Raw genomic sequence first — 24520 nt, 5'->3', positions numbered from 1 at the left:
ACGGCGGTCGCGAGCACCGCGATGTTTCAGTTCCTTCAACGAATTCGATCATGAGAACGATCTGCGCTGCGTTGTTGTTGATATCTTATCTGGGCGAACCCTCGATCGCTGCCGAAGACACCACTGGCGGACGCGCTCGGATGCTGGTGTTGGCCGACATGGGCAACGAACCGGACGAAGAACAGCAGATTGTCCACTTGGTGGCCTGTTGCAATGAATTCGACGTGGAAGGTTTGATCGCCGTCACGGGCAAGTACTTGCATCCGGGTTCCCCGACGGCCTATCGCCAAAGACTTCATCCCGAACTGTTCCACCAGATCATCGACGCCTACGAAAAGGTTTTTCCGAACCTGAAGAAGCATGCCGACGGATGGGCAGATCCTGATCATCTGCGGTCGGTCGTCGCGTCGGGTCAGACCGGCTATGGAATCGAAGACACCGGCCCCGGCAAATCGACCGCCGGTTCAAAGCGGATCATTGACGCGGTGACCAAAGACGACCCGCGACCACTTTGGGTGGTCGTCAATGCGGGGTCCAACACACTGGCCCAAGCATTGATCGACTATCGGGCTAGCCACACCGCCGCAGAAGTCGCGGATTTCGTATCGCGATTGCGAGTCTTTGAAAATGGAGCCCAGGACAACTCCGGTGCATGGATCTGTGCCGAGTTCCCCGACATTCATTGGATCCGCAGCAACTATCAAACTTATGCCTATGGCGGTCCGGGCGGCGATGGCAAGAAAGACAATCGTGGGTCACGCCAATCGCTGGGACCATACACCTGGAAACCTTACGAATACTCGGGTCTGGGGCAACACCACTGGGCATTGGACCACATCAAATCGGACAACGGACCGCTGGGTGTCGCTTGGCCACTGCGCCAGTTTTCCGGCGGCCGCCTTTCCTTCCTCGAAGGCGGTGGAACGGTGCCGTGGCTGGGCTTGGTTAACAAAGGACTTTTTTCCATCGATCACGTGAATTGGGGCGGTTGGTCCGGACGATTCGATCCCCAAAAAACATCGAACGATTGGTCCAAGCACCGCAGCGTACGAGACGACGAACAAACCGGTCGCCCATTCAAGGTTTATGCCGAAGCAGAAGACCATTGGATCGATCCGGAAACAGGCGAAGATTTCAGCGGCATCTTTGCACCCGTGTGGAGATTCCGGCGGGCGACGTGGAACGATTTTGCCGCACGGTTGGACTGGTGTGTTCGTTCCTACGACCAAGCCAATCATCATCCCGTCGCTGCAATTGGCGACGACGCCGGCGACGCCATTCTATTTCGCAGCGGTACCGCGGGAGAACCACTATCGCTTGACGCCACAAAGTCCACCGATCCCGACGGCGACCAGTTGCGGTTTCGCTGGTGGTTCTATCCCGAAGCGGGAACCTACACGGGCGAATTGCCTGCGATCCGCAACGGCGAAACAGCAACGCCAAGCTTCAATGTTCCGCAAGACGCCAACGGCCAAACGATTCACTTGGTTCTTGAAATCACCGACACGGGCCGACCGTATCCGCTGACCGATTATCGACGTATCGTCATTCGGGTCGGAACCTAAATGAATTCAACTATGCCATGGCCTTTGCTTCTCCGTCCGCGTCAACATGCCGCAGCGGTTGAACGATTCAAAGCGACATTACCATGATGAGTGAAATCGAATCGGAACGTCGACAACATGTCCCTCCGATTCATCGATATGTATGCCGAAATCGCCAAGAGAATTTCTGATGAGTGAAAAACTGGTTGAATCGCTTCGCCGCGTGGTCGCCGACACCTATGCGGTGATGGGACAAACGCATCTGTGCCACTGGAACGTTCGCGGACGTTCGTTCTTCGGGCTGCACAACGCATTTGAGGAACAATACACCGAAATGTTCGAAGCGGTTGACGAGATCGCCGAACGCATCCGTTCGATCGGTGCATTGGCCCCCGGCGGTCTCGCGAACCTGGCAAAACTGGCAGGCATCGACGAAGTGGCCGAAGACGCGTCCGCCGATGACATGGTTCGCCACTTGATCAAATGCTACGACAAACTGCTGACCGATTTGAAAGCCGCTCGGGATGTCGCCGGTGATGCGGATGACTCCGAGTCGGAAGACTTGATGATCGCTCGCATCCAAGTGCACGAGAAAACGGTTTGGATGTTGAAGAGCTATCTGGAGTAACTCCGTCGAGCGATCAATCGCTTGATTGCAAAGCGATGCATCGCCCCTCCACCGCTCTCCCCAACGAATGGTGCCGACGTCGCCAACGGGATGCCCCCCGCAGTGACGCCGGCATCTTTCGATTTGCGAAACAGGGTGGCCGCTGATTTAGTCACCCACGGTTACAGCGATGAAGTTTGCGCAGCCGCATCGGATGCACAGGCAATCGATTGGATCGCCGGGACCTATCTGATCAGTGAAGGCGCTTTTACGATAGGCGAATGACTCCATCGCAGTTTCGCCGAGCATCATTCCTACGCCATCGCTATCGATTGCCAAGATTTCTGCCGCTTGGCTGGTCGCTTCGTGTTCGTGAACGGACTGGAATCGCGTCGGTTTATCACCCGCGCTCCGTCGCGAAGAAGGTGATTTTCATTCACGTCCCCAAAGCGGCGGGATCAAGTATCGGGCGACTGGTTTTCGGAACCGACATCATCGGTCACTACCCGTACTTCGTTTACCAGCGTTACGATCCGCAGCGATTCGACGACTACTATAAATTTTCGCTTGTCCGGTCGCCGTTGGCTCGGCTGTTTTCCGCCTACCGATATGTGCTGTCCGGTGGCAAAGGTCGGGCCGATGCGAAGTGTGGCGATGTCATTCGCGCCGCGTCCGGGTCGTTCGAAGACTTCGTTTGCAATGTTCTTGATCCAGCCTTTGCCTATCGCTGGGTGCACTTCGTCCCACAAAGCTTTTTCTTATGCACCGACGCAGACCAACTGATGGTGGACGACGTCGTCAAAGTCGAATCGCTTCCCGGAGGCTTTGAAGCGATCGGCAAGCGACTTGGGATTTCGGCGTCGTTGCATGGGGTCAATCAGCAAAGCACCACACCAATGCCCGCACTCGGCGCACATGCCCTGGCAAAGGTCCACACGATCTACCAACGCGACTATCGCATTTTTGGCTATCCCCAAGAACGGGCAACCGGCCCAGCGAACAGGTCAGAGAACGGGGCAGAAAACGGCTCCGGATTAGCGAGTCCATGAAGCCACGGAAACGCAGCTTCAAAGTCGCTGTCTTGAAGTGTTTCGCGGCAACGTAGCGTCGGAGGCTTCAGCGGAGCCCATCCTTACCAAGCTTCGTCATATCAAAAAATGCCGACGCCGCTGCCCAATTGAATCTGGCGGCGACGCCGGCATCAAAGCCGAAAAACCGATGTCTGATCAGCAAACGATCAGGATCACGCTGATCATTCAGTCAAACTTGCGGACGCGAATGTTCCGATAGGCCACTTCGTCGCCGTGGTCTTGCAATGCGATGTGGCCGCTGGTCGCTTCACCAAAGCCTTCGAATTTCGAGAACTTGCTTTTTGCGACGCGCTGATCCCAGTCATCGCTGCCTTTGACATATTCGAAGTACTTCACGCCGTTAACGTAGTGAGCGCACTTTTCGGGCGTGATCAAAATCCGAAGCTTGTTCCATTGCCCGGCCGGTTTGGTGGCATCAACGTCGGCTTTGTACAACTGGTACAACCACCCGGCTTTTTGCGGATCATGACCTGCGGTGTTGTCTTGCACCTGGATCTCCGGACCGCTTTGCCACGGCTTCGGGTTGTCTTCGGTGACATGGAACATCACGCCGCTATTGCCTTCGGGTGAAATCTTGTACTCCAGTTCCAACTCAAATGCGCCAAACTTCTCCTTGGTGATGATGTCACCGGCACCTTTCTCGGCACGCACCAAGGCGTCATCCTGAATCTTCCATCCCGATGAGATCGTGTCGGACTGGTAATTCCTAAACGCGTCGGTGTTGGCCCCATCGAACAGAACGGTCCAACCGGACTTCGTTGCTGTTGATTCGCCAAACGCGGTGGTGAAGGAAAAGAAGGCCAAAGCAAACAAGCAAGTCAAACGCACAACGGGCATGATGGGTTCCAAACGTTACAGGTGGGGGAATGGTGCAGAAAGGATGGATCGGTGGGAAGCGTCGCGGATTGCGGCCGGAGGAATCGATCGGACGTGTCCACGAAAAAACGCCACTCTGCATTTCGCAAAGTGACGCTTCGTATTGTACTGAAGAGTGGGCCAGTCGATCGGAACCGGCCCGCAAATCCGGGGTCAAGACGACGCCTGCGACGATTCAGAAACCAGCGTCTCCTATCGTTCGGCGTGTCCCCAGGATCACATCGATGCTTCGGCGACGACCGGTTCGTCAATCTTGGGTTCGAAAGAATCCGACGTCAGCTGACTATCGCTCAGCGTGAAGATCACGAACAGACCGACAAAAACAAACGAACCGACGAACACGATGATGTTGAAGGGTTTGTCGAATGCCAGGTGCATGAAGAACAACGCGACCAAAATCGCTTTGATCGTCGCGATGGCCATCACGACCGCCACATCCAGGCTGCCCAGATCGAAGCTGGCCTGTGCCACGGTGACGATGGTCAAAAACACCAACGCAAAGAAAACACCGAAAAGCAGTGGCAACGGGATCGGGTGCGCAAAATCGGTTCCGTCGTCGCTATGTCCGTGACCTGACATGATGAAGTCGCTTAATGAAATCGAACGTCAAAAAGAAATGAGAGACCGGTGTTTCTGGCCCGCGGATTAGCGGATCAGGTACAGCAACGGGAACAGGTAAATCCAAATCAAGTCGACCAGGTGCCAATACAGTCCGACGTAATCCACCGGGCCAAAGTATTGACGATTGAAGTCTTGGCGAATCGAACGCACCAGCAACCAAACCAAAACACCGATCCCCGCCAAGATGTGAATCGCGTGGATCCCAGTCATGCAGTAATAGATGCTGAAGAAGACACCGGCGGTCCGAGGCGTGAACACGTTCTGTGTCGCCTTTTCGATCGTGCCATCCACTTCATCGACGTCGCTGACGACGGAACTGCCGGCCACTTCGTACTGACGCCGTCGGGCGTCCAATTGATTTTGAAGCCCCGTGTTGGATTCGTCGGCTGCCAAAGCTTCTAAGGCGACCAGATCGCCCGAATCTTCCATCGCGGCAACGGCCGCTTCCACATCGGCATCGTGATCGTGATCGTGATCGTGATCCGCCACTGCGTGATCCGCGTGGGCATCCCCGTCGCCGTGATCACCCGCGGCGGCGTGGTGTTCGGCGGATTCACCGCTTTCGAGAATCGTTCCCAGTCCGACGCCGGCGAAAAAGCTGAGGCAGACGACCAACAGCGGCTTGGCACATTCGAACTGGAACGTGTTCTTCTTCAGAAACGAAACGACCAACCAGATCGCCACGCCGATCGTGATCGCGATAAACGGAATACACAGCCACAGCAAGTAGTTGGGGTGACCGCCGGGATGAGGGTTGGCCGGGTCATAGGTGAACAGGCCGGCAGGGTTCAGACCCATGCCCCACTTGTGCGAATACTCGATCGACTTTACGCCCAAGAACACCATCGCACAGGACAGCGTGGTGGCCAGCAGTGCAGTCAGCTTCTTGTATTCTTCTGTTTGGGCACAGCGAACGGCCCATGCCATCGTCAGCGAACTGAACAGAAGAACGCCGGTGTTGATCGCACCCAGCTTGGTGTTCAGGAACTGGCTGCAGCCTTCGAAAACCTCCGGACGCAACATCCGAAAGATCGCATAGGCACAGAACATCCCGCTGAAAAACAGGACTTCCGTGACTAAGAACAGCCACATGCCCAACTTGCCACTGTCGAACTGCTGCTCGGGCGTGTCGAAGTGGTGAGCCAAGAACGACGGGTGATCGTGATCATGCCCGTGGGTCGAATCGGACGACGCGGACGCTGAAGCACCGGTCTCCGTCGTTTGAACATCAGTGGTTGACATGCCTTTTCGCGTCGATGGTCGTCGACATTTGTAGGATGCGGTCGTCTTGATCCGCAGCGATGATCGAAAGTTATAGCCAATGCAAGTGTTTTCGCACGACCGGTCATCCCGGGCACGAAGCGGACCACAGCAACCACGGACGGATCACTGCGGCCCATGTGTATGACGCGGACGGGACCGCGTCGATCAATGATCAGTTTTGACCACCCGCGTGAGCCGGCGATTCTTCCGGTACGGTTTGCGGAACGATCTCTCGTTCCGGCTCGGCCGTTACGTATCGTTCGTTTTCGGCGTCCCAGAAGATGTCGTGGAAGTCATAGGGGTCTCCCACGACGGGAGCACGTTCAAAGTTGTAGTACGGCGGCGGGCTGGTGCACGCAAATTCCAGCGTCGCGGCTCCCCAGGGGTTTGCCGGCGATCGCTTGCCGTTGACCAGCGATGCGATCAGCACGACCAGCGCGATCAGCAATCCGATTCCCAAAATCAACGCACCAATGGTGCTCATCTGATGCAGGTATGCGAATTCCGGATCGTAGGTCGCATAACGACGAGGCATCCCGCGGCTGCCGAGCACGAACTGGGGAAGGAACGTCAGGTTGAAACCGATGAAGACGATCGCCGCGGATAAACGTCCGCCCCATTCGTTGTACAAGCGTCCGAACATCTTGGGCCACCAGTGGAACACACCGCCCAGGAAGGCGATCAGCGTTCCGCCGACCATCACGTAGTGAAAGTGCGCCACGACGAAATAGGTGTCGTGCAAGTGCAGGTCCGTCGCAAGGGTTCCCAAGAACAATCCGGTCAAACCACCGATCGTGAACAGGAAGATGAACGACAGGGCATAGCACATCGGCGTCGTCAGGCTGATCGAGCCCTTGTACATCGTCGCCAGCCAGTTGAAGACCTTGATGGCCGAGGGGACCGAAACGGTAAAGGTCAGCGCACTGAAGATGATCGTGGTCAGCGAGCTCATGCCGGCCGTGAACATGTGGTGTCCCCAGACCAGGAAGCCCAGCAAGGCGATCGCGATCGACGAATAGGCGATGAAGCGATAACCAAAGATGTGCTTGTGGCTGTGAACGCTGATCAATTCACTGATCACGCCGAAGGCCGGCAAGATCATGATGTAGACGGCCGGGTGGCTGTAAAACCAAAAGAAGTGTTGGTAGGTGACCGGGTCACCGTTGAATTCCGGATCAAAGATGCCGATTTGCATGACGCGTTCGGCGATCAGCAACAACAGCGTGATCCCCAGAACCGGCGTCGCCAGGACCTGGATGATGCTGGTCGCGTAGGTAGCCCAAAGGAACAACGGCATTTTGAACCAAGTCATTCCCGGCGGACGCATCGTGTTGATGGTCACGATGAAGTTCAATCCGGTGAAGATCGAACTGAAACCAAGAATGAAAGCGCCCAACGTCGCCAGGATGACGCTGCTGTCGGTCGTCGTGCTGTACGGGGTGTAGAACGTCCATCCGGTATCCAGACCGCTGGAAAGCAGAGCGCCGATGAAGAACAGGGCGCCGAACATCCACAGGTAGAAGCTGCTGAGGTTCAGTCGCGGGAACGCGACGTCCTTGGCCCCCAGCATCACCGGCACCAGAAAGTTCCCCAAGGCGGCCGGGATGCTCGGGATGATGAACAGGAACACCATGATCGCCCCGTGCAGGGTGAACACTTGGTTGTAGATCGTGTTCTTGTCGACCGACGATCCCAACCAATTATCGGTGAACAGCCATCCTTCGGGGCTGAACAGGTGCAGACGAATTCCCAGGGCCAGCAAACCGCCGATCAAAAACGCGGTGACGGTACCAATCAGGTACATCACGCCGATCCGTTTGTGATCCAACGTGCAGAACCAGCTGAGGAACCCTTTGCTGTTGGTCAGATAGTTTTCACGCTCGGTCGGGAATCCCGGATCGCGAACGTTACTGGGCAGGGTGCCGGCAGACATACTTCAGCGGACCTCGATAAACGGTTTAAACAAATACGATGAATGGTTTTCTGGCGGGGTAACGGTTTTCGTCACTCGGCCAGGGTTTTCAGATAAGCGATGATCGAATCGATATCGTCGTCACTCAGTTGGCCTTTGTAGCTGGGCATCACGGGGTTGTATCCCGCGACCACTTTGGCCTTTGGTTCCAGGATCGATTCACGGATGTAGTTCGGGTCAACCGTCACACTGGATCCGTCGGCCAACGCGTGGGTGGAACCGGCCAAATCCTTGAACGACGGGCCGACACGCTTGCTGCCGTCGATGGAGTGACAGCTGGCACAACCGCGTTGGTTGTACAGCGTCTTTCCCCAAGCGTCGGGAGCCACGTCGTCAGGACGCGATGCCTTTTCCTTGATCCAAGCGTCCAATTCTTCTTGGGTTTCGTGAACGACCACGACCGTCTGCATTTCGCTGTGACTTTTGCCACAGTATTCGGCACAGTAAAGATCAAAGAAGCGATAACCGTCGGGCGTGAACTGGTACTTGTCGTAATCCCAAGCGTCGGTACCGGTTTCCTTCTTGGCCGATGCCAATTCGTCGACGGACACCTTTTCGCTGGCGACGGTGGGCTTGAACCACATGTAGTTGTATCGCCCCGGCACGATGTCCTTCTTGGCACGAAAGGCCGGGATGAACAGGCTGTGAATCACGTCGCTGCTGCGCATCGACAGCTTGGTGGGTTCATCCAACAACAGGTGCAGTTCGGGGTGGTAGGTCCCGCCGCCGTAATCCATCGTCCAGCCCCATTTGTAGGCTTCGACGCCGATCTCGTACGATCCTTCGGGCGGGGTCCGCATGTCCAGGTAGCTGATCGCACCGACGACGAACATGTAGACCAACAGGAATGACGGGCCGATCGACCACAGCAATTCCAAAGGCGTGTGGTGCGAAGTCTGACTTTCGGCCGGTTCGCCCTTCTTCTTGTGGTACTTGATCGCAAACCAAACCAAGGCGATCACGATGCCGACGAAGAAAACGAGGCTGATGTAAAGGATCGTGTCATAGACCCAGTCCACACCTTCGGCAAACGAAGACGCTTGCTCGGGGAACCAGAGGCTTTTGTTGACATCAGCCAGCGGCAGTTGATTGTGGTCCAACATTTCAATTCGGAATGGGGTTGGTTGCGTGGCGGTGCGACAAATTGAACCGCGTTGCTATCGTGCGACGATCACGTCTGACGCCAAATAATTCAATGGTCCGGCGGGGCTTGTGCGTCAATTTGCCGCGGCGGAGTCGGAATCGGGTTGCGAACCGGGGGGATCGCTGGATGCATTCGCCGGGTCACCGGCGGGGCGGCGACGACGTCCCACCCAAAACGGCAGCAGAGCCGTGACCAATGCGCCGACGGTCACAAAACCGCCCAATCGCATCAGTTTCCAAGCTTGCGGGACATAACTGTTCTTGTTCGGGTCGTAGCTGTAACACCACAGTACGAACTGGTCGACGGCTGATCCGACCTTGCCTTGGCCCGCTTCGACGATCGACAGTTTCAACTGGTCCACCGGGAATCCGACGTCCAGCGAGTAACGGACGATGACGCCGTCGGGACTGACGTAGGCCAACATGGCCGGGTGGTAGTATTCACCGGATTGCTCGTCATAGACGTAACTGAACCCGAGGGCATCGGCCAATTTGGTGATCTGTTCCTGCTGGGCGGTACAGAACCGCCATCCCTCGTTCGCACCGCCTTGGCGGGGAACTTCCTGCAGATAGCGTTCTTTTGTTTGTGCGACCTTTTCGGTCGGTTCGGTCGGATCGATGCTGAGCGAGAGAAGACGAAAGTCTTCGCCGATCTTCAATTCCAGTTCGTCCAGCGACTGCACCAAAGCATTCAACTGAACGTTGCACAGCATCGGACAGTCGCTGTAATTCAACGTGATCAACAGCGGGATTTCACCATCCAGCAGGTCCCCGGTCGAGAGGGACTTTCCTGACGAGTCCGTCATCACGACGTCAGCGGGGATGGTTTCACCCAGCTTTTGCGTCACGGTGACCGAACGAACCTCGCGAGGAATCGAGTTGTTCAGCGAGACCCCTTCGCCGCTCTGCAGCGGTTGGGCGGACACGGGCCCACCGAACATGACCGCCCCCGCCAACACGATCATCGCGGCATAGGCCGCGATGAAGCCCGGCCGGGCGCACGAAACCTGTCGTGCGCGTCGCCCCGGCGTGTCGCCGAGATTGCCGATTCGTTGCTGGGGAAGATTTACAGTCACGTCAGTGTCAGCAGGTTTTTCAGATTTCGTTGTTTGAATCGTCGTCGTGGGATTCCGAATGGCTTTCGGCCACCACCAGTTCCATCGCCTTTTCGATCGGGATGGTCACGTTGGCGTTGCTGGGGTCCACGCCGTACTGGGCCAGTTCCGTTTCCTGGCTCATCAGGAACTCGTTTTGCCGGCGGTAATCGCTTTCGGCCTGCTTCTTGGTGTCGTTGTAGGAAGCCATCGCATAAAACGCGACTTGGACCGCCAGTGCGGTAACCGCAGTCACGACCACGGAGATCACCCCGACCAGGGCAATTCGTCCGCCGTTGAGGTCATCGTATTGTGCCATCGGTTTCAGTGCCTTTGCAAAATTTCTTGATCGCGAATCGCGTCGTTTTCATTCGTCCCTCCAGGAGCCATGCACGCCTGTGGGCAACACTTCCGGGGGGGAATCAACCGATCAGATGTTGTGGAAAGCCAAGGATTCTTGCAGCCGCGGATCGCGGACCGCAATCAAACGGGTGTTGCCGGCGACCTTCAACATCAGGCCGACCATCAACATGACCATGCCCAGCACGCATACCAGACTGGCCAGCACGCCCACCGCACCGCCGACGCCCAGGCCTTCGTGGGCGTGATCGGCTTCGGGAATCACCACCCAATAAATGTCGATGAAGTGCATCACCAAGATGTACGCCCCGATGAGGGCGACCAACGCCGGACGACGACGAACGTGACGGCTCATGATCGCCAGGAACGGAACCGCCCAGTGGGCGACGATCAACAGCGCGCTGATTGACAGGAATGGTCCCTGTGATCGCTCGTAAAACCAGTGCGTTTCTTCCGGAATGTTCCCGTACCAGATCAGCATGTACTGGCTGAACGAGATGTATCCCCAGAAGCATATGAATCCGAAGATCAGTTTGCCCAGGTCGTGATAGTGTTCCTTGGTGACCTCGTCACGCAGGGCACCCTGACGCTGCAACAGGAAGGTGAACAACGCAATCGCACAGTGTGCTGACAAAATCCCGCCGGTGAAAATGTAAACACCGAACATCGTGGAGAACCACATCGGTGCCAGGCTCATCAACCAATCAAAAGCGGCGAACGAGGTCACAAAGGCGAACGCGATGATCGCCGGCCCGGCGGCACCCTGCATCGATTCGGTCAGCGTGCGTTCGCCGGTTTCATCTTGCGTGCGGCTGCAGCGGAAATACCAGACGGCCAATCCACCCCAGATCGCGAAATAAATCAGCGTGCGGACGATGAACCAACCGGGCGTCAGCCATCGTGATTTTTCCCCCCACACCGTGGTGTCGATCCCGGTCGCGGCGGCATAGCCCGGGTCGTCCCATTTGTACAACACGCCTTCGCCGGTGAACGAAACCAGAATGGGAATGAACAACACCGCCAACGGGATGATCATCACCATCATCAATTCAGCGACACGCCGAACGACCACGCTCCAACCCGCCTTGCACAAGTGCTGGATCAGCACAAAGAACAACGCGCCCACGGCGATCGTCAAAACGTACATCACCGACGTCAGGTAGACCGACATGCCGAACGTCGGATTGACGCCAAAGTGGCCCAAAGCCGCACCGGCGATCAACGCCAACACACCGGCGATGATCAGCGGAAAAGTCAGGCCCTGTAACAACGACGGCAATTGAAAAGCCGGGTCGTCGGCGGGTTTGGATTGGATCGCGTGATCGGACATCGGAACCGCAGGATGCTTGTTTGAACGAACGGGGATGTAAGTTATTTCAGGTCAGGTCGGGGTGTTCGGGCTGTCCGCCAATTGGCGAGCCAACCGACACCATCAATCACTGGTCGTCGGCGGAATCAGCGTCGGCTTCTTCGGTCGCCTGTTCGGCTTCCTCAGCAGCCGCTTTGGCGGCCGCTTCTTCTTGACGTTGACGCTCGGCCTCCGCGGCTTCCTTCAACTGTTGCTTCACGTCGGCCACTTCTTTTTCGATCGTGCCGCGGTCCGCCGCCGGGACTTCGTCCAGCGAAGCGTTTTGACTCTTCTGCAACGCCCGGACATAAGCCACGATCGCCCAGCGGTCTTCTGGTTCGATCTGTGATGCGTATCCGGCCATTTTGCGGACGCCATTGGTGATCGTGCTGAACAGTTTTCCGTCGGGATACTGGTCCTGGTACAGCGTCGGATCGTGCATGTTCGACGGCGGCACCCAGGCCGTTGCCAAGATGCGTTGGGCACGCTGGTTGACCAATCCGTTGCCGCGACCGTCCAACCCGTGACAGGTGGCACAGTAGATGCCGAACTGGGTTTGGCCACGCTGCACCACGTCCATGTCGACGTCCAGCGGGTTGGATTTCAACCAAGGCGTCTTGTCCGTCTGGGCAGCAGCGTCGCCAGAATCAGCCGAAGCATCGTCACCACCGGCCTGGGCCGAAGCGTCATCGCCCTGGGCATAGGCGGCCACCAGCCGCTGTGCACGTGGGGCATCGGTCATCGACAGTTCTTCCATGTCGATGCCGGTCAGGTAATCCAAATTGCCGTCGAACGCACCACGCGCGACGGTGCCGGGAACGTCAGGACGCATCGCACGCAAATCGGCGAACAGCGTCGACGTCTGTTGGGCGTCTTTGGCGGGCGACAGGTCCATGTCCATGAAGATGTGGAAACGGGGCTTGTCGCTGGTGGTCACCCGCATCTTCGCCACGATCAACGCCGGAATCATCGACAGGGCGATGACCGAAACGATCGCGGTCAACAAGAAACGCGGAATCTTCGTCGGCGTATCATCATCGACCACCGCGGTGATCTGTTCGCCCCCGGCGTCACCGAGCAAACGCTCGACACCGGCCTGATCGAACTGTGGATCTTTAGCGTCGATGTACAGAAAGAACGTGTCGTCGGTCGCCCGATCGAAACGCGGGTTGGTGAAGATCGGATTGCTGAAACGAGGCAACCCATTGAGTGCCCACATTCCGAAGAACGTCCCGAAGGAAGCCAACAGAATCGTCAACTCAAAGGCCACCGGAATGAAGGCCGGCAGACTGATGAACGGCTTGCCCGAAATGATGTACTGGTAATCGATGCCGTTCATCCAGATCTGCATCGCCAGAGCGATCATCGTTCCGGTGGCACCGGCACCGAGCGCGATCCACGGCAACACGGTCGGCTTGATGCCCAACGCGTCGTCGATTCCGTGTACCGGAAAGGGCGTGAAGGCATCGGTCCGCTTGTAACCCGCATCGCGGATCCGGCGGCACGCGGCCATCAACGAATCAACGTCCGTGTATTCGGCGACGACGCCGTGAACTTTCTTGTCTTTGGTTTGCTCAGTCATCGTTGCGTCAGTGCCCCCCGTGTCCGGAGTGCGAAAGGTGAAGCTCGTGTGCCAACGTCGCTTTGGTTTCCGCCATGTTCACGACCGGCATGAACTTGCAGAACAACAAGAACAGGGTAAAGAACAGGCCGAACGATCCGACCAACATCGCCCAATCGACCCAGGTCGGTTCAAAGTAGGCCCATGCGCTGGGCAAGTAATCGCGTGACAAACTGGTCACGGTGATCACGAAACGTTCGAACCACATGCCGATGTTCACAAAGATCGACACGACCCACATCATCCAGGGCGTCGTGCGAACTTTCTTGAACCAGAACAGGTTGGGGCTGATCACGTTGCAGGTGATCATCGTCCAATACGCCCAGGCGTAAGGCCCGAAGGCACGGTTGATGAACGCGAATTTTTCTTCGGGAACTTGGCCGTACCAGGCAATGAAGAACTCGGTCCCGTATGCCAGACCGACGATCATGCCGGTGGCCAGGATGATCCGCGTCATGTTGTCCAAGTGCCGCAGCGTGATGATCTTTTCCAGGCTGAAAATCTTCCGTGCCGGGACCATCAGCGTGATCACCATCGCGAAGCCGCTGAAGATCGCCCCGGCGACGAAGTACGGCGGGAAAATCGTTGTGTGCCAACCGGGGACCTGCGAAACCGCAAAGTCAAACGACACGATCGTGTGCACCGACAAAACCAGCGGGGCGGCAAAAGCGGCCAACAAGGCATAGGCTTTTTCGTATCGCATCCAGTGACGCGACGAACCGCTCCATCCCAAGCACAGGATGCCGTAAGCCATTCGACGCCATTTGTTTTTGCTGCGGTCGCGGAATGTTGCCAAGTCGGGCACCATCCCCATGTACCAGAACAACAGTGAGACCGTCGCGTAGGTGCTGACCGCGAAAACGTCCCACAACAGCGGGCTGCGGAACTGCGGCCACATCCAAAGGTTCAAACTGGGATACGGTGCCAACCAGTAAGCCAACCAAGCGCGACCGACGTGGATCCCGGGGAAGGTTCCCGCACAGACGACCGCGAAGATCGTCATCGCTTCGGCCGCACGGTTGATGCTGGTTCGCCATTCTTGCCGGAACAGATACAGAATCGCACTGATCAATGTTCCCGCGTGACCGATCCCGACCCAGAACACGAAGTTCACAATCGGCCAGCCCCAGAAGATCGGTGCCCGGTTTCCCCAGACGCCGACCCCGGTGTAGATCAAATACAGGATACAAAGGCCCAGCATGTTCAGCAGGGCGAATGCCACAATGAATCCCAGCACCCAAGCCCGACCGGGTGGCTTTTCTGCAATGCTGGAAACCATTTCAGTGATGTCGTGATACGTCGTATCACCCAACACCAACGGGGCGCGTTCGCCCGGCCGTTCTTTGGTGTTGTCCAGTCCTGTGGGTACGGCAAGTGCCATGATCAGCGGTTATGCAGTTAGCGGTGAAAGGTTGCCAGATAAAATCGGCTGGGCCAGCCTTGAAAGTCAGTCCGTAAAAACCGTCGATTGTTTAAGTCGTCTCGGCGGGCTTGGCCGATCCGGCGTCATGTGCGTCGTGATCGTGCCCCGATTCGGCATGGTCGTGATCGCCGTGCGCCTGATCGCCGTGCCCCTGGTCACCATGACCGTCGTGGTCGCCATCACCATGGTGGTGGTCACCGTGATGCGGCGCTTCCAGGTGTTCCAAATCGTGCAACTGTGCCGTCGTCATCAACGACGCCGGCGTGTTGCGGATGCGGGCCATGTAGGTCGTCCGCGGCTTGACGTTCAACTGCGGCAGCATGCCATAGCTGCGAATGTCTTCACGTGCCTTGCTGACCTTGGATTCCGAATCACCGACGTTACCGAACTCGATCGCACTGGTGGGACAAGCCGACTGACAAGCGGTGACGACTTCGCCGTCTTCGATCGGTCGTCCGCCGTCTTTGCGGGCGTTGATCTTGGCGGCTTCGATCCGCTGGACACAGTACGTGCACTTTTCCATCACCCCACGGCCACGAACCGTGACGTCGGGGTTCAAGACCAGAGCTTGAAGCTTGCGACTGGCGTTTTCGATGTTGCTTTCGTAAGCATCGATGCCGTAGCCGACGCCGACGTCGCTGTTGTAATTGAAGTAGTTGAACCGCCGAACTTTGAACGGACAGTTGTTGGCACAGTACCGCGTTCCGATGCAGCGGTTGTATGCCATCGCGTTCAGGCCTTCGTCGGTGTGCACCGTCGCGGCGACCGGGCAAACCTGTTCACAGGGTGCCGTTTCACAGTGCATGCAGGCGACGGGTTCTTGAACCACATCGGCGAACTCGGAATCGCCTTGGAAATACCGGTCGATCCGCAGCCAGTGCATTTCGCGGCTGTTCTTGACCTGTTCACGCCCGACAATCGGCACGTTGTTTTCGCTCTGACAGGCCACCACACAGGCGTTACAGCCGATGCACTTGGTCAGGTCGATCGACATGCCCCACTGTGGCAAGCTCGGCTCTTCCTTTTCGATCGTGTTGATCGGTTCTTCCCACAGCGAACCGTCGGGTCCGACCGCGGGCACGTGCGGCGACTTGGCCTCCACGAACTCGGGCAGCTTCTTCAACAGTGCCGTGGTGCCTTCGCGGACCAAGCTGAAACTGCGGGCTTCGGTTTCTTCGCGTCCCAGTTCGTCGATCGCCCAGTGATCCTGGGTCGTTGCCAAGTCGTAGGCGGTTTCGACACGGCGTGCTTCCATCGACGTGGCCAGCAACATCGCGTCGCTGAACCGAATCGGCTGGACATCCACACCGACCGCTTCGATTTCTTCGCTGGCAAGTCCGCCGACCACTCCGGCACGCTCGCGGCCGTAGCCGATCGGCACGCTGATCACGCCGGGAGCACATCCGGGCAACTCGTAAACCGGCAACGTCACTTTCACGCCGTCGCTGTTACGGATGGTCACCATTTGACCGTGATGAATATCGATCACTGACGCGGTCGACGGGCTCATCACCGCCGCGTTGTCCCAGGTCACCTTGGTGATCGACTGTGGCAATTCTTGCAGCCAACCGTTGTTGGCAAACCGACCGTCAAAAATGCCATCGGCGGCATGGAAGATGACTTCGATGTCATCCTTGTCGGCTTGTTCAACGACGACCAGCGAGTCGGCGTCCGCCGTGGGGGCGTCACCGCTGGGCGTGAATTCCTCGTCGCCTTGCTTCAAGTCCTTGGCATAACCGTCGTGCAGCAGCTTTCGCCATTGGCGGTTACTGACCGACGCACCGGAGACTTGTTCGGCCGTGGCCCGGACGATCTGTTCGCCTGACGTTGCGGGCAAGCCCATCATCAAGGCCAGCGTTTCGGGTACCGTTTTGCCCGAAAGCAACGGCAAGATCTGTGGCTGGGTGACGCCGTAATAACCGTGATCGTCGACGGTATCGTTCCAGCTTTCCAGCGGATGGCTGACCGGAACCGACCATTTGCAAACGGCACCGGTTTCGTCGTCGTATTCGCCCAAATAAACCGAGTTGTCGACCGCGGCGATGGCGGCCGCCAGGTCCACGTCGGCCGGTGCGGTGAACACCGGGTTGCCGTCAACGATGACCAGCGAATCGATTTCGCCGGCACCGATTTTGTCGGCCAATTCGGCAATCGAAACGGAGCCTTCGATTTCAGCGTCGGCGGGGGAGGTGAACGTTTGCAACTTGCCCAGCGAACCGAGCTTTTGGTTCAGCCGAATGCCGGCGGCAATCGCCTCGGGCCCCAAGTGTTCGCCGACGACGACCACGCTGTCCGCGGGCGAAGCGGCGATGTCGCTCGCCACACTGGCAATGAAGCGTTCCAGTCGGCCGGCGTGATCCAGTTGATCGTAGGGCGTGTCAGGCTTCATTTCCTCATCGGCCGATTCACCCGACGCCGCATCAACACGACGTTCCAGTTCGGCCAAGAAGGCCGCCATTTGGCTGGGACGCAGCGACAACCGCGCGTCGGCCGTTGCGCCGGTTTGGGTGTACCCGCCTTCGACGACGTACAACCGGCTCATCGATTCGGAATTCGGGTCACGCGACTGGGCAAAGCCGGCGGCATTGTTGACGAACCCGGCGTCACGGCCCAGCACGTCGGCTTCCAACGTGACGATGTTCTTGGCGTCGGCCAGATTCAGAACTTGCTGTGCGGGTTTGCCGAACGCCTGGGTCGTCGCTTTCCGCATGACTTCGTTGGTGACCGAGTCGTAACGAGCGATCGTCATCTCGGGCAACTTCGACTGCAACTGCTTGATCATCCGCACGGTCGACGGCGATCGCGTGGGTTGCATCAACAAAGCAAACGAGCGGCCTTTGCTGGATTCCGCCGTGCGAATCAGGGCTTGGCCGTAACGTGTGAATTCATCCCAGTCGGCGGCCACGCGTCGTCCGTTCTCAGACGCTTTGGCCAAAGGACCATCGTCGACACGGGCACGGTCGGGATCGAACAGCGACAGGATCGACGCTTGCGAATAGACATCGGTGCCGCCACCGGCGGGGTGATCGGTATTCGGTTCGACCTTCAACGGCCGACCGTCGACACAACTGATCAGCAAGTGGTAAACGCGGCCGGCCAATTCGACGTTGGTCGCTCGCAGGTATCGTTCCCCGGGGACACGGCCCTCGGGACGCAGCACGAACGGCGCGATCAACTCTTCCGGATATCGGCATCCGGCCACGCCGGCCATCGCCAGCGAAGCGCCCATGATTTGCATCCACCGACGGCGCGACACGCCTTCGGGAAACTCCGATGCGGCGACCGGAAATTCGCGATGCAGGTACTGGTCAAAGTCTTCGCTTTGCTGCCAATCGGACAGACTTCGCCAAAACCGCGAACGGTTCTTGGATGACGATGCCGGTCGGCCGTTGGCGGCGGCGGACGATGATGTTTCAGAAGGACGAGCCATGTCGAACTGGTCTGCGATTCAGAAAGGAGTTGGCTTGTTGACGCTTTGACCGCCGCGGGGCGATCCTTTGCAAATTGCCGTGCTGCCTGGATGCGATTCGGCGGTGGCGTCATTCGCCCCGACCACCGAATCAGCGAAGGCCACCGGGCGGCCGATCAGCGGTGACACACCGCACAGTGGACTTGTGGATTGATATTGAACTCTTGAACGTGAGCCTCGATGGCTTCGTCGTCCCAGTCGGCCGGCGGTTGCCAATCCAACTTGGTGACGAATTCCTGTGGCCGCAGTTCCTTCTTGAAATTGCGGTGACAATCGATGCACCACGCCATCGACAATTGCTCGTGCTGATAGACGACTTCCATCTGGTCGATCCGACCGTGACACGTCTTGCAACTGACCCCGGAATTCACGTGGGCGGCGTGGTTGAAGTAAACGTATTCCGGCAGGTTGTGCACGCGTTTCCAAGCGACGCTTTTGCCCGTCAACCAGCTTTCGTGGATCGGCAACAACTTGGGGCTGTCGGTCCGGACGGCCGCCAGTGCGGTCTGGCCATCGGCGTTGGCCGGGCTGTGGCAATTGATGCACGTCGCCGTCGGAGGCACCGCCGCGTGGGCCGCATCAAAGACGGTGTTGTGGCAATAGCGACAATCCATCTTCAACTGGCCGGCGTGCAGCGCGTGGCTGAACGGCACCGGCTGTTCCGGCTTGTATCCGACGTTCAGCGTTTCAGGGTCGGTAATCAAACCGCCCATCACCGCGGCATAGCCCGCGCCGCCGATTGCGGCCAAACCGAGCACCGCTAGAAAAGGGTTGACCCAGCGGGGAAACAGAAACCGTTGCATGCTCGTTCGCCTCAGAGAGGCTTCTTCAAGTTTCGGTCAAGATTCGTTGTCAGTGTCCATTCATCCGCACCGGCGACAGGCCGGTCATGGACACGCGATTTTTCGGCCGGCGGTCACATCCGATCAGCCATCGCGTCGGTCCCCGACCGTCGGCGCCGTCGCCACGTCCAATCGGTTTCCGGATCAACCGCGATGCGGTCGACGCCATCACTTGACGATTCACCGGTAAGGCCCGCGTCGGGGTGCCCGGTTCAATGCATCATTGCCGACGCATCGCCCAAGCCATTTCACGCGGCCGACCCGCCATCACTGGCACGCCGGACTACCGATCGCAAAGCCAAGTCGTCGTTGACCGATCCTGCCAACGCCGCCGAAAAAGGAAGATCCCAATTCCAGGGGCGGGACATATGCGGGCCGCCATCGTTCCTGATGTCGTCCGTACCGATCGCCGACGAAAAATTGTCGCAGTTGCGGGTCGGCAGTATCACCGCGAAGCCGAGTTCGTGGCAAGGCCACGCACGGCTCCGCGACATTCTGCCGCATTTTTCTTTTCGCCCCAAGTTCGGGATCAGCGGCCTGGGATAACGACGTCGCAATATACGGCAAAATCTGGTCAATCCTGGCCCATCGCCTGACCCACATCCGCACACCGGATCGCCCATTCCGCACGACCTGCACGCCCTTGCTTTCGACCCCGCCTGCGTCGAATGGCCGCACCGCAAAATACCGATTCACCGCACCGCGCATGAAAAAACCCGGCGGCCACCGATGACGGGTGCCTGCCGGGCTTTCAAAGTTCATTCAATGTCGCCTTGGGGCAAAGCCCCGGGCAACTGAAATGGCTTGGCGGAATACCGCCGGACCTTGCCGCCGGCCCCCATCGGCACCGACGGCTTTTGGTGTCCGGCGAAACCGACGATCAGTCTTGTCCGCCGCTGTGGCTGTCCAGCGTCTCGCCGGTCGAACCCAATTCCCCCGGTGCGGGCTGGGGAGTCGCCCCTTCGGCGGTCGACGATGCGTCGGCCCCTTCGCTAAGCAGCGGGAAGCTTTCTTCCATCATCTGTGCCGGGGCGTTGGCCAGTTCTTCCAGGGCTTCGCGGCGATAGTTCACCTCGGATTCCTGGAAGACACGGAAACCGGTACCGGCCGGAATCAGGTGACCCAGAATCACGTTTTCCTTCAGACCCACCAGACGGTCGACCTTGCCGGCCAAAGCGGCCTCGGTCAGCACCTTGGTGGTTTCTTGGAACGACGCGGCACTGATGAAACTGTTGGACTGAACCGCCGCCTTGGTGATCCCCAGCAACTGGGTCGATGCGGTCGCACTCTTGGGCCGCTTGCCCTTGGCGGGTGTGCCGCCCAAGGCTTCGATTTCGGCGTTGGTTTGTTCCAACAATTCTTTCGGGATGATCTGACCTTCGGTGAAATCGCTGTCGCCGGGATCCTTGATCTTGATGCGACCGGAAAGTTCCTGGTTGGCTTGACGGAACTGGAATCGGTCCATGACCAAGCCGGGCAACAGGTTGGTATCGCCGCTGGTTTCGATCTTCACCTTTCGCAGCATTCGCGCGATGATGATTTCGGCGTGCTTGTCGTTGATTTCCACACGCTGCGATTGGTACACCTGCTGGATTTCGTGCAACAAGTACTGCTGCACGGCTTCCTCGCCACTGACACGCAGGATGTCGTGCGGGACCAGCGGGCCATCGACCAGTGCCTGTCCGGCTTTGACGATGTCGCCGCTGTGCACCAGGAAGTGCTTGCCGTGCGGCACCAAGTGTTCGCGTTCGATCCCGGATTCGCTGCGAACGATGATCGTCCGCTTGCCGCGTTTGCGTTCGGTCAAAATCTCGACCTCACCATCGACCTCGGCGATCACCGCCGGATCCTTGGGCTTACGAGCTTCGAAGATCTCGGTGACCCGAGGCAGACCGCCGGTGATGTCGTGGACACCGCCACCTTCACGCGGCATTTCGGCCAGCACCGTACCGGGGGTGACTTCCACGCCTTCTTTGACGCTGATCGACGCCCGTTCGGGCAGGTACTGGACGTCCAACGGCTTGCCGTCTTCGTCTTCGATCACAATCTGCGGGTGCAGGTCACCCTTGTGGTCGATGATCATCACCCGTTCGTTACCGGACGCTTCGCGTTCGGTCCGCGCGGTTTCGCCATCGACGACGTCTTCGAAACGAATCTTCCCGGTCGTTTCCGACAGAATCGGAATCGCGTACGGGTTCCATTCGCACAGGATTTGACCGGCGGTGACGGTGTCGCCGTCCTTGACCATCAAAGTCGAACCGAGCGGGACTTCGTACGATTCGATTTCACGATCGCGATCATCGACCAGCATGATTTCGCCGTTTCGCGTCAACGCGATGTCGCGGCCACTGGTATTGGTGACACTTCGCATCCGGGTCAAACGGATCTTCCCGGCCTTCTTCGACTTGATGTCGGACTCTTCGACCTGTTTGGACACAGAACCACCGATGTGGAACGTCCGCATGGTCAACTGCGTACCGGGTTCACCGATCGACTGGGCGGCGATGATACCGACGGCCATGCCTTCTTCGACCATCGCACCGGTGGACATGTCCATGCCATAGCAGCGGCGACAGACACCCAGCGGAGCATCGCAGCACATGGGCGACCGGACTTGGATCTTTTCCAATCCCATCGCTTCGATCTTGCGTGCAATGACCGGAGTGATCATTTCGCCCTCGGCCACGATGACTTCGTCGGTCACCGGGTTAACGATCGACTGCAGGCTGACGCGACCGTTGATCGAATCGGCCAAGCGGACTTCGACCTTTTCGCCGCGGTACACGACACCCTTGGTGATCCCTTGGGTCGTGCCACAGTCTTCCATCGTGATGACGACGTTCTGCGCGACGTCGGCCAATTTCCGCGTCAGGTAACCACTGTCGGCGGTCTTCAGCGCGGTATCGGCCAGACCCTTTCGGGCACCGTGGGTCGAACTGAAGTATTCCAGCACCGACAGGCCTTCGCGGAAGTTCGCCTTGATAGGCGTTTCGATGATTTCACCGGTGGGCTTGGCCATCAGACCACGCATCCCGGCCAGCTGACGAATCTGGGCGATACCACCCCGAGCACCGGAGTGCGACATCAGGTACACCGGGTTGATATACCAACCGCCTTCGCGGATGTCGTTCTCCATCGCCTCCATCATGTCTTTCGTGATGGCTTCGCGGGCGTTGGTCCAAGCGTCCAAGACCTGGTTGTACCGCTCCTTGCCGGTCATCTGACCGCGATCATAGGCCTTCTTGTACTTCATGACCTCCTTTTCCGCGGACTTGATGTAGTCCTGCTTGGTATCGGGGGTCACCAAGTCGTCGGTCGCGAACGACAGACCGCTGCGGGTCGATTCGCGGAAGCCCATCTGCATCATGTCGTCCAACAAGTGGATCGTCGCGCGACGTCCCAGCCGTTGGTAACAATCACTGATCGATTCGGCCAAATCACTGCTTCGCATGGCTTTGTTGTAAAAGTCCATGCCCTTGGGCAGCATTTCGTTGAAGCGAACGCGGCCCGGCGTGGTTTCGATCACCGCACCGTACTTGGCGCTGTCGTCTTCGGTTTTCAGACGCTGGTACTTGGGCAACCGCATCTTGATCTTGGTGTGCAGTTCCACCTTGCCCTGGGCCAACGCCATTTCGACTTCTTCGAACGTCCCGAACACCATGCCTTCGCCGGGGCGACCGGGCAATTCACAGGTCGCGTAATAGCAACCCATGACGATGTCCTGCGACGGGCTCATGATCGGCTTACCGTTGGACGGCGCGAACACGTTGTTGGTCGACATCATCAACGTGTGGGCTTCCACCTGGGCTTCGATCGAAAGCGGCAAGTGGACCGCCATCTGGTCACCGTCGAAGTCGGCGTTGAAGCCTTTGCAAACCAACGGGTGTAGGTGGATCGCGTTGCCTTCCACCAAGGTCGGTTCGAACGCTTGGATCCCCATCCGGTGAAGCGTCGGGGCCCGGTTCAGCAACACGGGGTGGTTGGTGATGACTTGTTCCAGGATATCCCAGACCTCTTCATCCTTCCGCTCCAGCATCTTCTTGGCCGACTTGATCGTGTCGGCGTGGCCCAGTTCCTTCAGGCGACGGATGATGAACGGTTGGTACAGTTCCAGTGCGATCTTCTTGGGCAAACCACACTGGTGCAGCTTCAGACGCGGACCGACCACGATCACGCTACGTGCCGAGTAATCGACACGCTTACCCAACAGGTTCTCGCGGAAACGACCTTGTTTCCCCTTGATCATGTCGGTCAAGGATTTCAGCGGACGGTTGGATGATCCCAACACCGGACGCTTGCAGCGGTTGTTGTCGAACAACGCATCGACGGACTGTTGCAACATCCGCTTTTCGTTGCGAATGATGACTTCCGGCGCGTTCAGATCGACCAGCTTGCGCAGCCGGTTGTTCCGGTTGATGATCCGTCGATACAGGTCGTTCAAATCGCTGGTGGCGAAGTTACCGCTGTCCAACAAGACCAACGGACGCAGATCCGGCGGGATCACGGGGATCACGTCCAGCACCATCCATTCCGGACGGTTGTCGCTGTCACGGATCGATTCGACGATCTTCAGTCGGTTGATCAGGTCCTTTTTCTTTTGCTTGCTGCCGGTTTCATCCAGCTCTTTGCGCAACTGATCGGACAATTCAACCAAGTTCAATTTGTTCAACAGCTTGCGGACCGCCTCGGCGCCCATGTCGGCTTCGAACGAACCGGGTCCGTACTGCGTCCGCGCGGCGCGGTATTCCTCTTCGGTCAACAGTTGCTGTTCTTCCAGGTCCGTCGATCCCTTGTCGATCACGACGTAATCTTGGAAGTAAATGACTTTTTCCAGCGAACTGGTCTTCATTGCCAACAGGTTACCCAGTCGCGACGGCATGGCTTTGAAGAACCAAATGTGCACGACCGGCGCGGCCAATTCGATGTGGCCCATTCGCTTGCGGCGGACACGGCTGTGTGTGACTTTCACGCCACAACGGTCACAGATCATGCCCTTGTATTTCATCCCGCGGTATTTACCGCAGGCGCATTCCCAGTCCTTTTCAGGTCCGAAAATACGTTCGCAAAACAGACCGTCTTTTTCCGGGCGATAGGTCCGGTAGTTGATCGTTTCCGGCTTTTTGACTTCGCCGAACGACCAACTTTTGATGTCCTGGGGACGGGCAAGCGAGATCCGAACGCTGGCGTAATCGTTGATGCGATCGTAATTGCTGGTTTCGCCGATGCTCATGATGGAAAGGTGTCAG

18 protein-coding genes are annotated in these 24520 nt (G+C 57.9%); 5 read left to right on the top strand and 13 right to left on the bottom strand.

Translation table 11 applies throughout. The features are described from left to right. The first annotated feature begins 50 nt into the window (after positions 1-50). From Mal65_RS09560 to Mal65_RS09550, 4 genes are all read left to right on the top strand, one after another. Positions 51-1565 (top strand): nucleoside hydrolase-like domain-containing protein, encoded by a 1515-nt coding sequence (locus Mal65_RS09560; RefSeq protein WP_165701173.1) that lies wholly within the window; start codon positions 51-53, stop codon positions 1563-1565. A gap of 169 nt (positions 1566-1734) precedes the next feature. Continuing rightward, entirely contained in the window at positions 1735-2172 is a 438-nt protein-coding gene (locus Mal65_RS09555; protein ID WP_145296526.1) for a Dps family protein, read from the top strand. Positions 2173-2307: 135 nt separating this feature from the next. After that, positions 2308-2436 carry a hypothetical protein gene (locus Mal65_RS27305; RefSeq protein WP_261342801.1) on the top strand — a complete coding sequence of 43 codons (129 nt, stop codon included), beginning with the start codon at positions 2308-2310 and terminating at the stop codon, positions 2434-2436. Next, positions 2433-3200, top strand: a complete 768-nt coding sequence (locus tag Mal65_RS09550; RefSeq protein WP_145296523.1) for a sulfotransferase family 2 domain-containing protein — start codon at positions 2433-2435, stop codon at positions 3198-3200. The genes Mal65_RS27305 and Mal65_RS09550 overlap by 4 nt, the downstream gene beginning before the upstream one ends. A 207-nt stretch (positions 3201-3407) precedes the next feature. Here the strand turns inward: Mal65_RS09550 and Mal65_RS09545 are convergent, their stop codons facing one another. The 3 genes from Mal65_RS09545 to Mal65_RS09535 all read right to left on the bottom strand — a co-directional run bounded on the left by Mal65_RS09545 (position 3408) and on the right by Mal65_RS09535 (position 5981). Beyond that, a complete protein-coding gene (locus tag Mal65_RS09545) occupies positions 3408-4079 on the bottom strand; it encodes a 3-keto-disaccharide hydrolase (RefSeq protein ID WP_145296519.1) in 672 nt (223 codons plus the stop codon). Between the two features lie 255 nt (positions 4080-4334). Further along, positions 4335-4697 (bottom strand): cytochrome C oxidase subunit IV family protein, encoded by a 363-nt coding sequence (locus Mal65_RS09540; protein WP_145296516.1) that lies wholly within the window; start codon positions 4695-4697, stop codon positions 4335-4337. A 66-nt stretch (positions 4698-4763) separates the two neighbouring features. Then, a complete protein-coding gene (locus Mal65_RS09535) occupies positions 4764-5981 on the bottom strand; it encodes a cytochrome c oxidase subunit 3 (protein WP_145296513.1) in 1218 nt (405 codons plus the stop codon). Positions 5982-6040: 59 nt separating this feature from the next. Here Mal65_RS09535 and Mal65_RS26415 point away from each other — a divergent pair, with 59 nt between their 5' ends. Further along, positions 6041-6184, top strand: a complete 144-nt coding sequence (locus Mal65_RS26415) for a hypothetical protein (protein ID WP_165701172.1) — start codon at positions 6041-6043, stop codon at positions 6182-6184. Here Mal65_RS26415 and Mal65_RS09530 read toward each other — a convergent pair. The 10 genes from Mal65_RS09530 to rpoC form a co-directional block, all read right to left on the bottom strand. Next, positions 6175-7935, bottom strand: a complete 1761-nt coding sequence (locus Mal65_RS09530) for a cytochrome c oxidase subunit I (protein WP_145296511.1) — start codon at positions 7933-7935, stop codon at positions 6175-6177. The two genes, Mal65_RS26415 and Mal65_RS09530, sit on opposite strands and share 10 nt — an antisense overlap. A 71-nt stretch (positions 7936-8006) precedes the next feature. Continuing rightward, entirely contained in the window at positions 8007-9077 is a 1071-nt protein-coding gene (locus Mal65_RS09525; RefSeq protein WP_145296508.1) for a cytochrome c oxidase subunit II, read from the bottom strand. Positions 9078-9191: 114 nt separating this feature from the next. After that, positions 9192-10193 (bottom strand): SCO family protein, encoded by a 1002-nt coding sequence (locus tag Mal65_RS09520; RefSeq protein ID WP_196784716.1) that lies wholly within the window; start codon positions 10191-10193, stop codon positions 9192-9194. Between the two features lie 19 nt (positions 10194-10212). Beyond that, entirely contained in the window at positions 10213-10530 is a 318-nt protein-coding gene (locus Mal65_RS09515; RefSeq protein ID WP_145296506.1) for a hypothetical protein, read from the bottom strand. 111 nt (positions 10531-10641) lie between these two features. Then, a complete protein-coding gene (locus tag Mal65_RS09510; protein ID WP_145296503.1) occupies positions 10642-11901 on the bottom strand; it encodes a hypothetical protein in 1260 nt (419 codons plus the stop codon). Positions 11902-12007: 106 nt separating this feature from the next. Continuing rightward, positions 12008-13501 carry a quinol:electron acceptor oxidoreductase subunit ActD gene (locus Mal65_RS09505; RefSeq protein ID WP_145296501.1) on the bottom strand — a complete coding sequence of 498 codons (1494 nt, stop codon included), beginning with the start codon at positions 13499-13501 and terminating at the stop codon, positions 12008-12010. 7 nt (positions 13502-13508) lie between these two features. Beyond that, positions 13509-14921 carry an NrfD/PsrC family molybdoenzyme membrane anchor subunit gene (nrfD, locus tag Mal65_RS09500; RefSeq protein ID WP_145296498.1) on the bottom strand — a complete coding sequence of 471 codons (1413 nt, stop codon included), beginning with the start codon at positions 14919-14921 and terminating at the stop codon, positions 13509-13511. A 91-nt stretch (positions 14922-15012) separates the two neighbouring features. Further along, complete coding sequence (locus tag Mal65_RS09495) at positions 15013-18393, bottom strand: TAT-variant-translocated molybdopterin oxidoreductase (RefSeq protein ID WP_145296495.1); 3381 nt, start codon at positions 18391-18393, stop codon at positions 15013-15015. Between the two features lie 155 nt (positions 18394-18548). Next, on the bottom strand, positions 18549-19235 hold the full coding sequence (locus tag Mal65_RS09490) for a cytochrome c3 family protein (protein ID WP_145296492.1): 687 nt from the start codon (positions 19233-19235) through the stop codon (positions 18549-18551). Positions 19236-20154: 919 nt separating this feature from the next. Then, the gene (gene rpoC, locus Mal65_RS09485) at positions 20155-24504 is read right to left on the bottom strand and encodes a DNA-directed RNA polymerase subunit beta' (RefSeq protein WP_145296489.1); all 4350 of its coding nucleotides are present in this window, start codon (positions 24502-24504) and stop codon (positions 20155-20157) included. Between the last annotated feature and the right edge of the window lie 16 nt (positions 24505-24520).

It is taken from the genome of Crateriforma conspicua (assembly GCF_007752935.1).
Taxonomy (GTDB): Bacteria; Planctomycetota; Planctomycetia; order Pirellulales; family Pirellulaceae; genus Crateriforma; species Crateriforma conspicua.
Note: the sequence above shows the minus strand (reverse complement) of the source record. Positions and strands in the feature narration are given on the sequence as shown.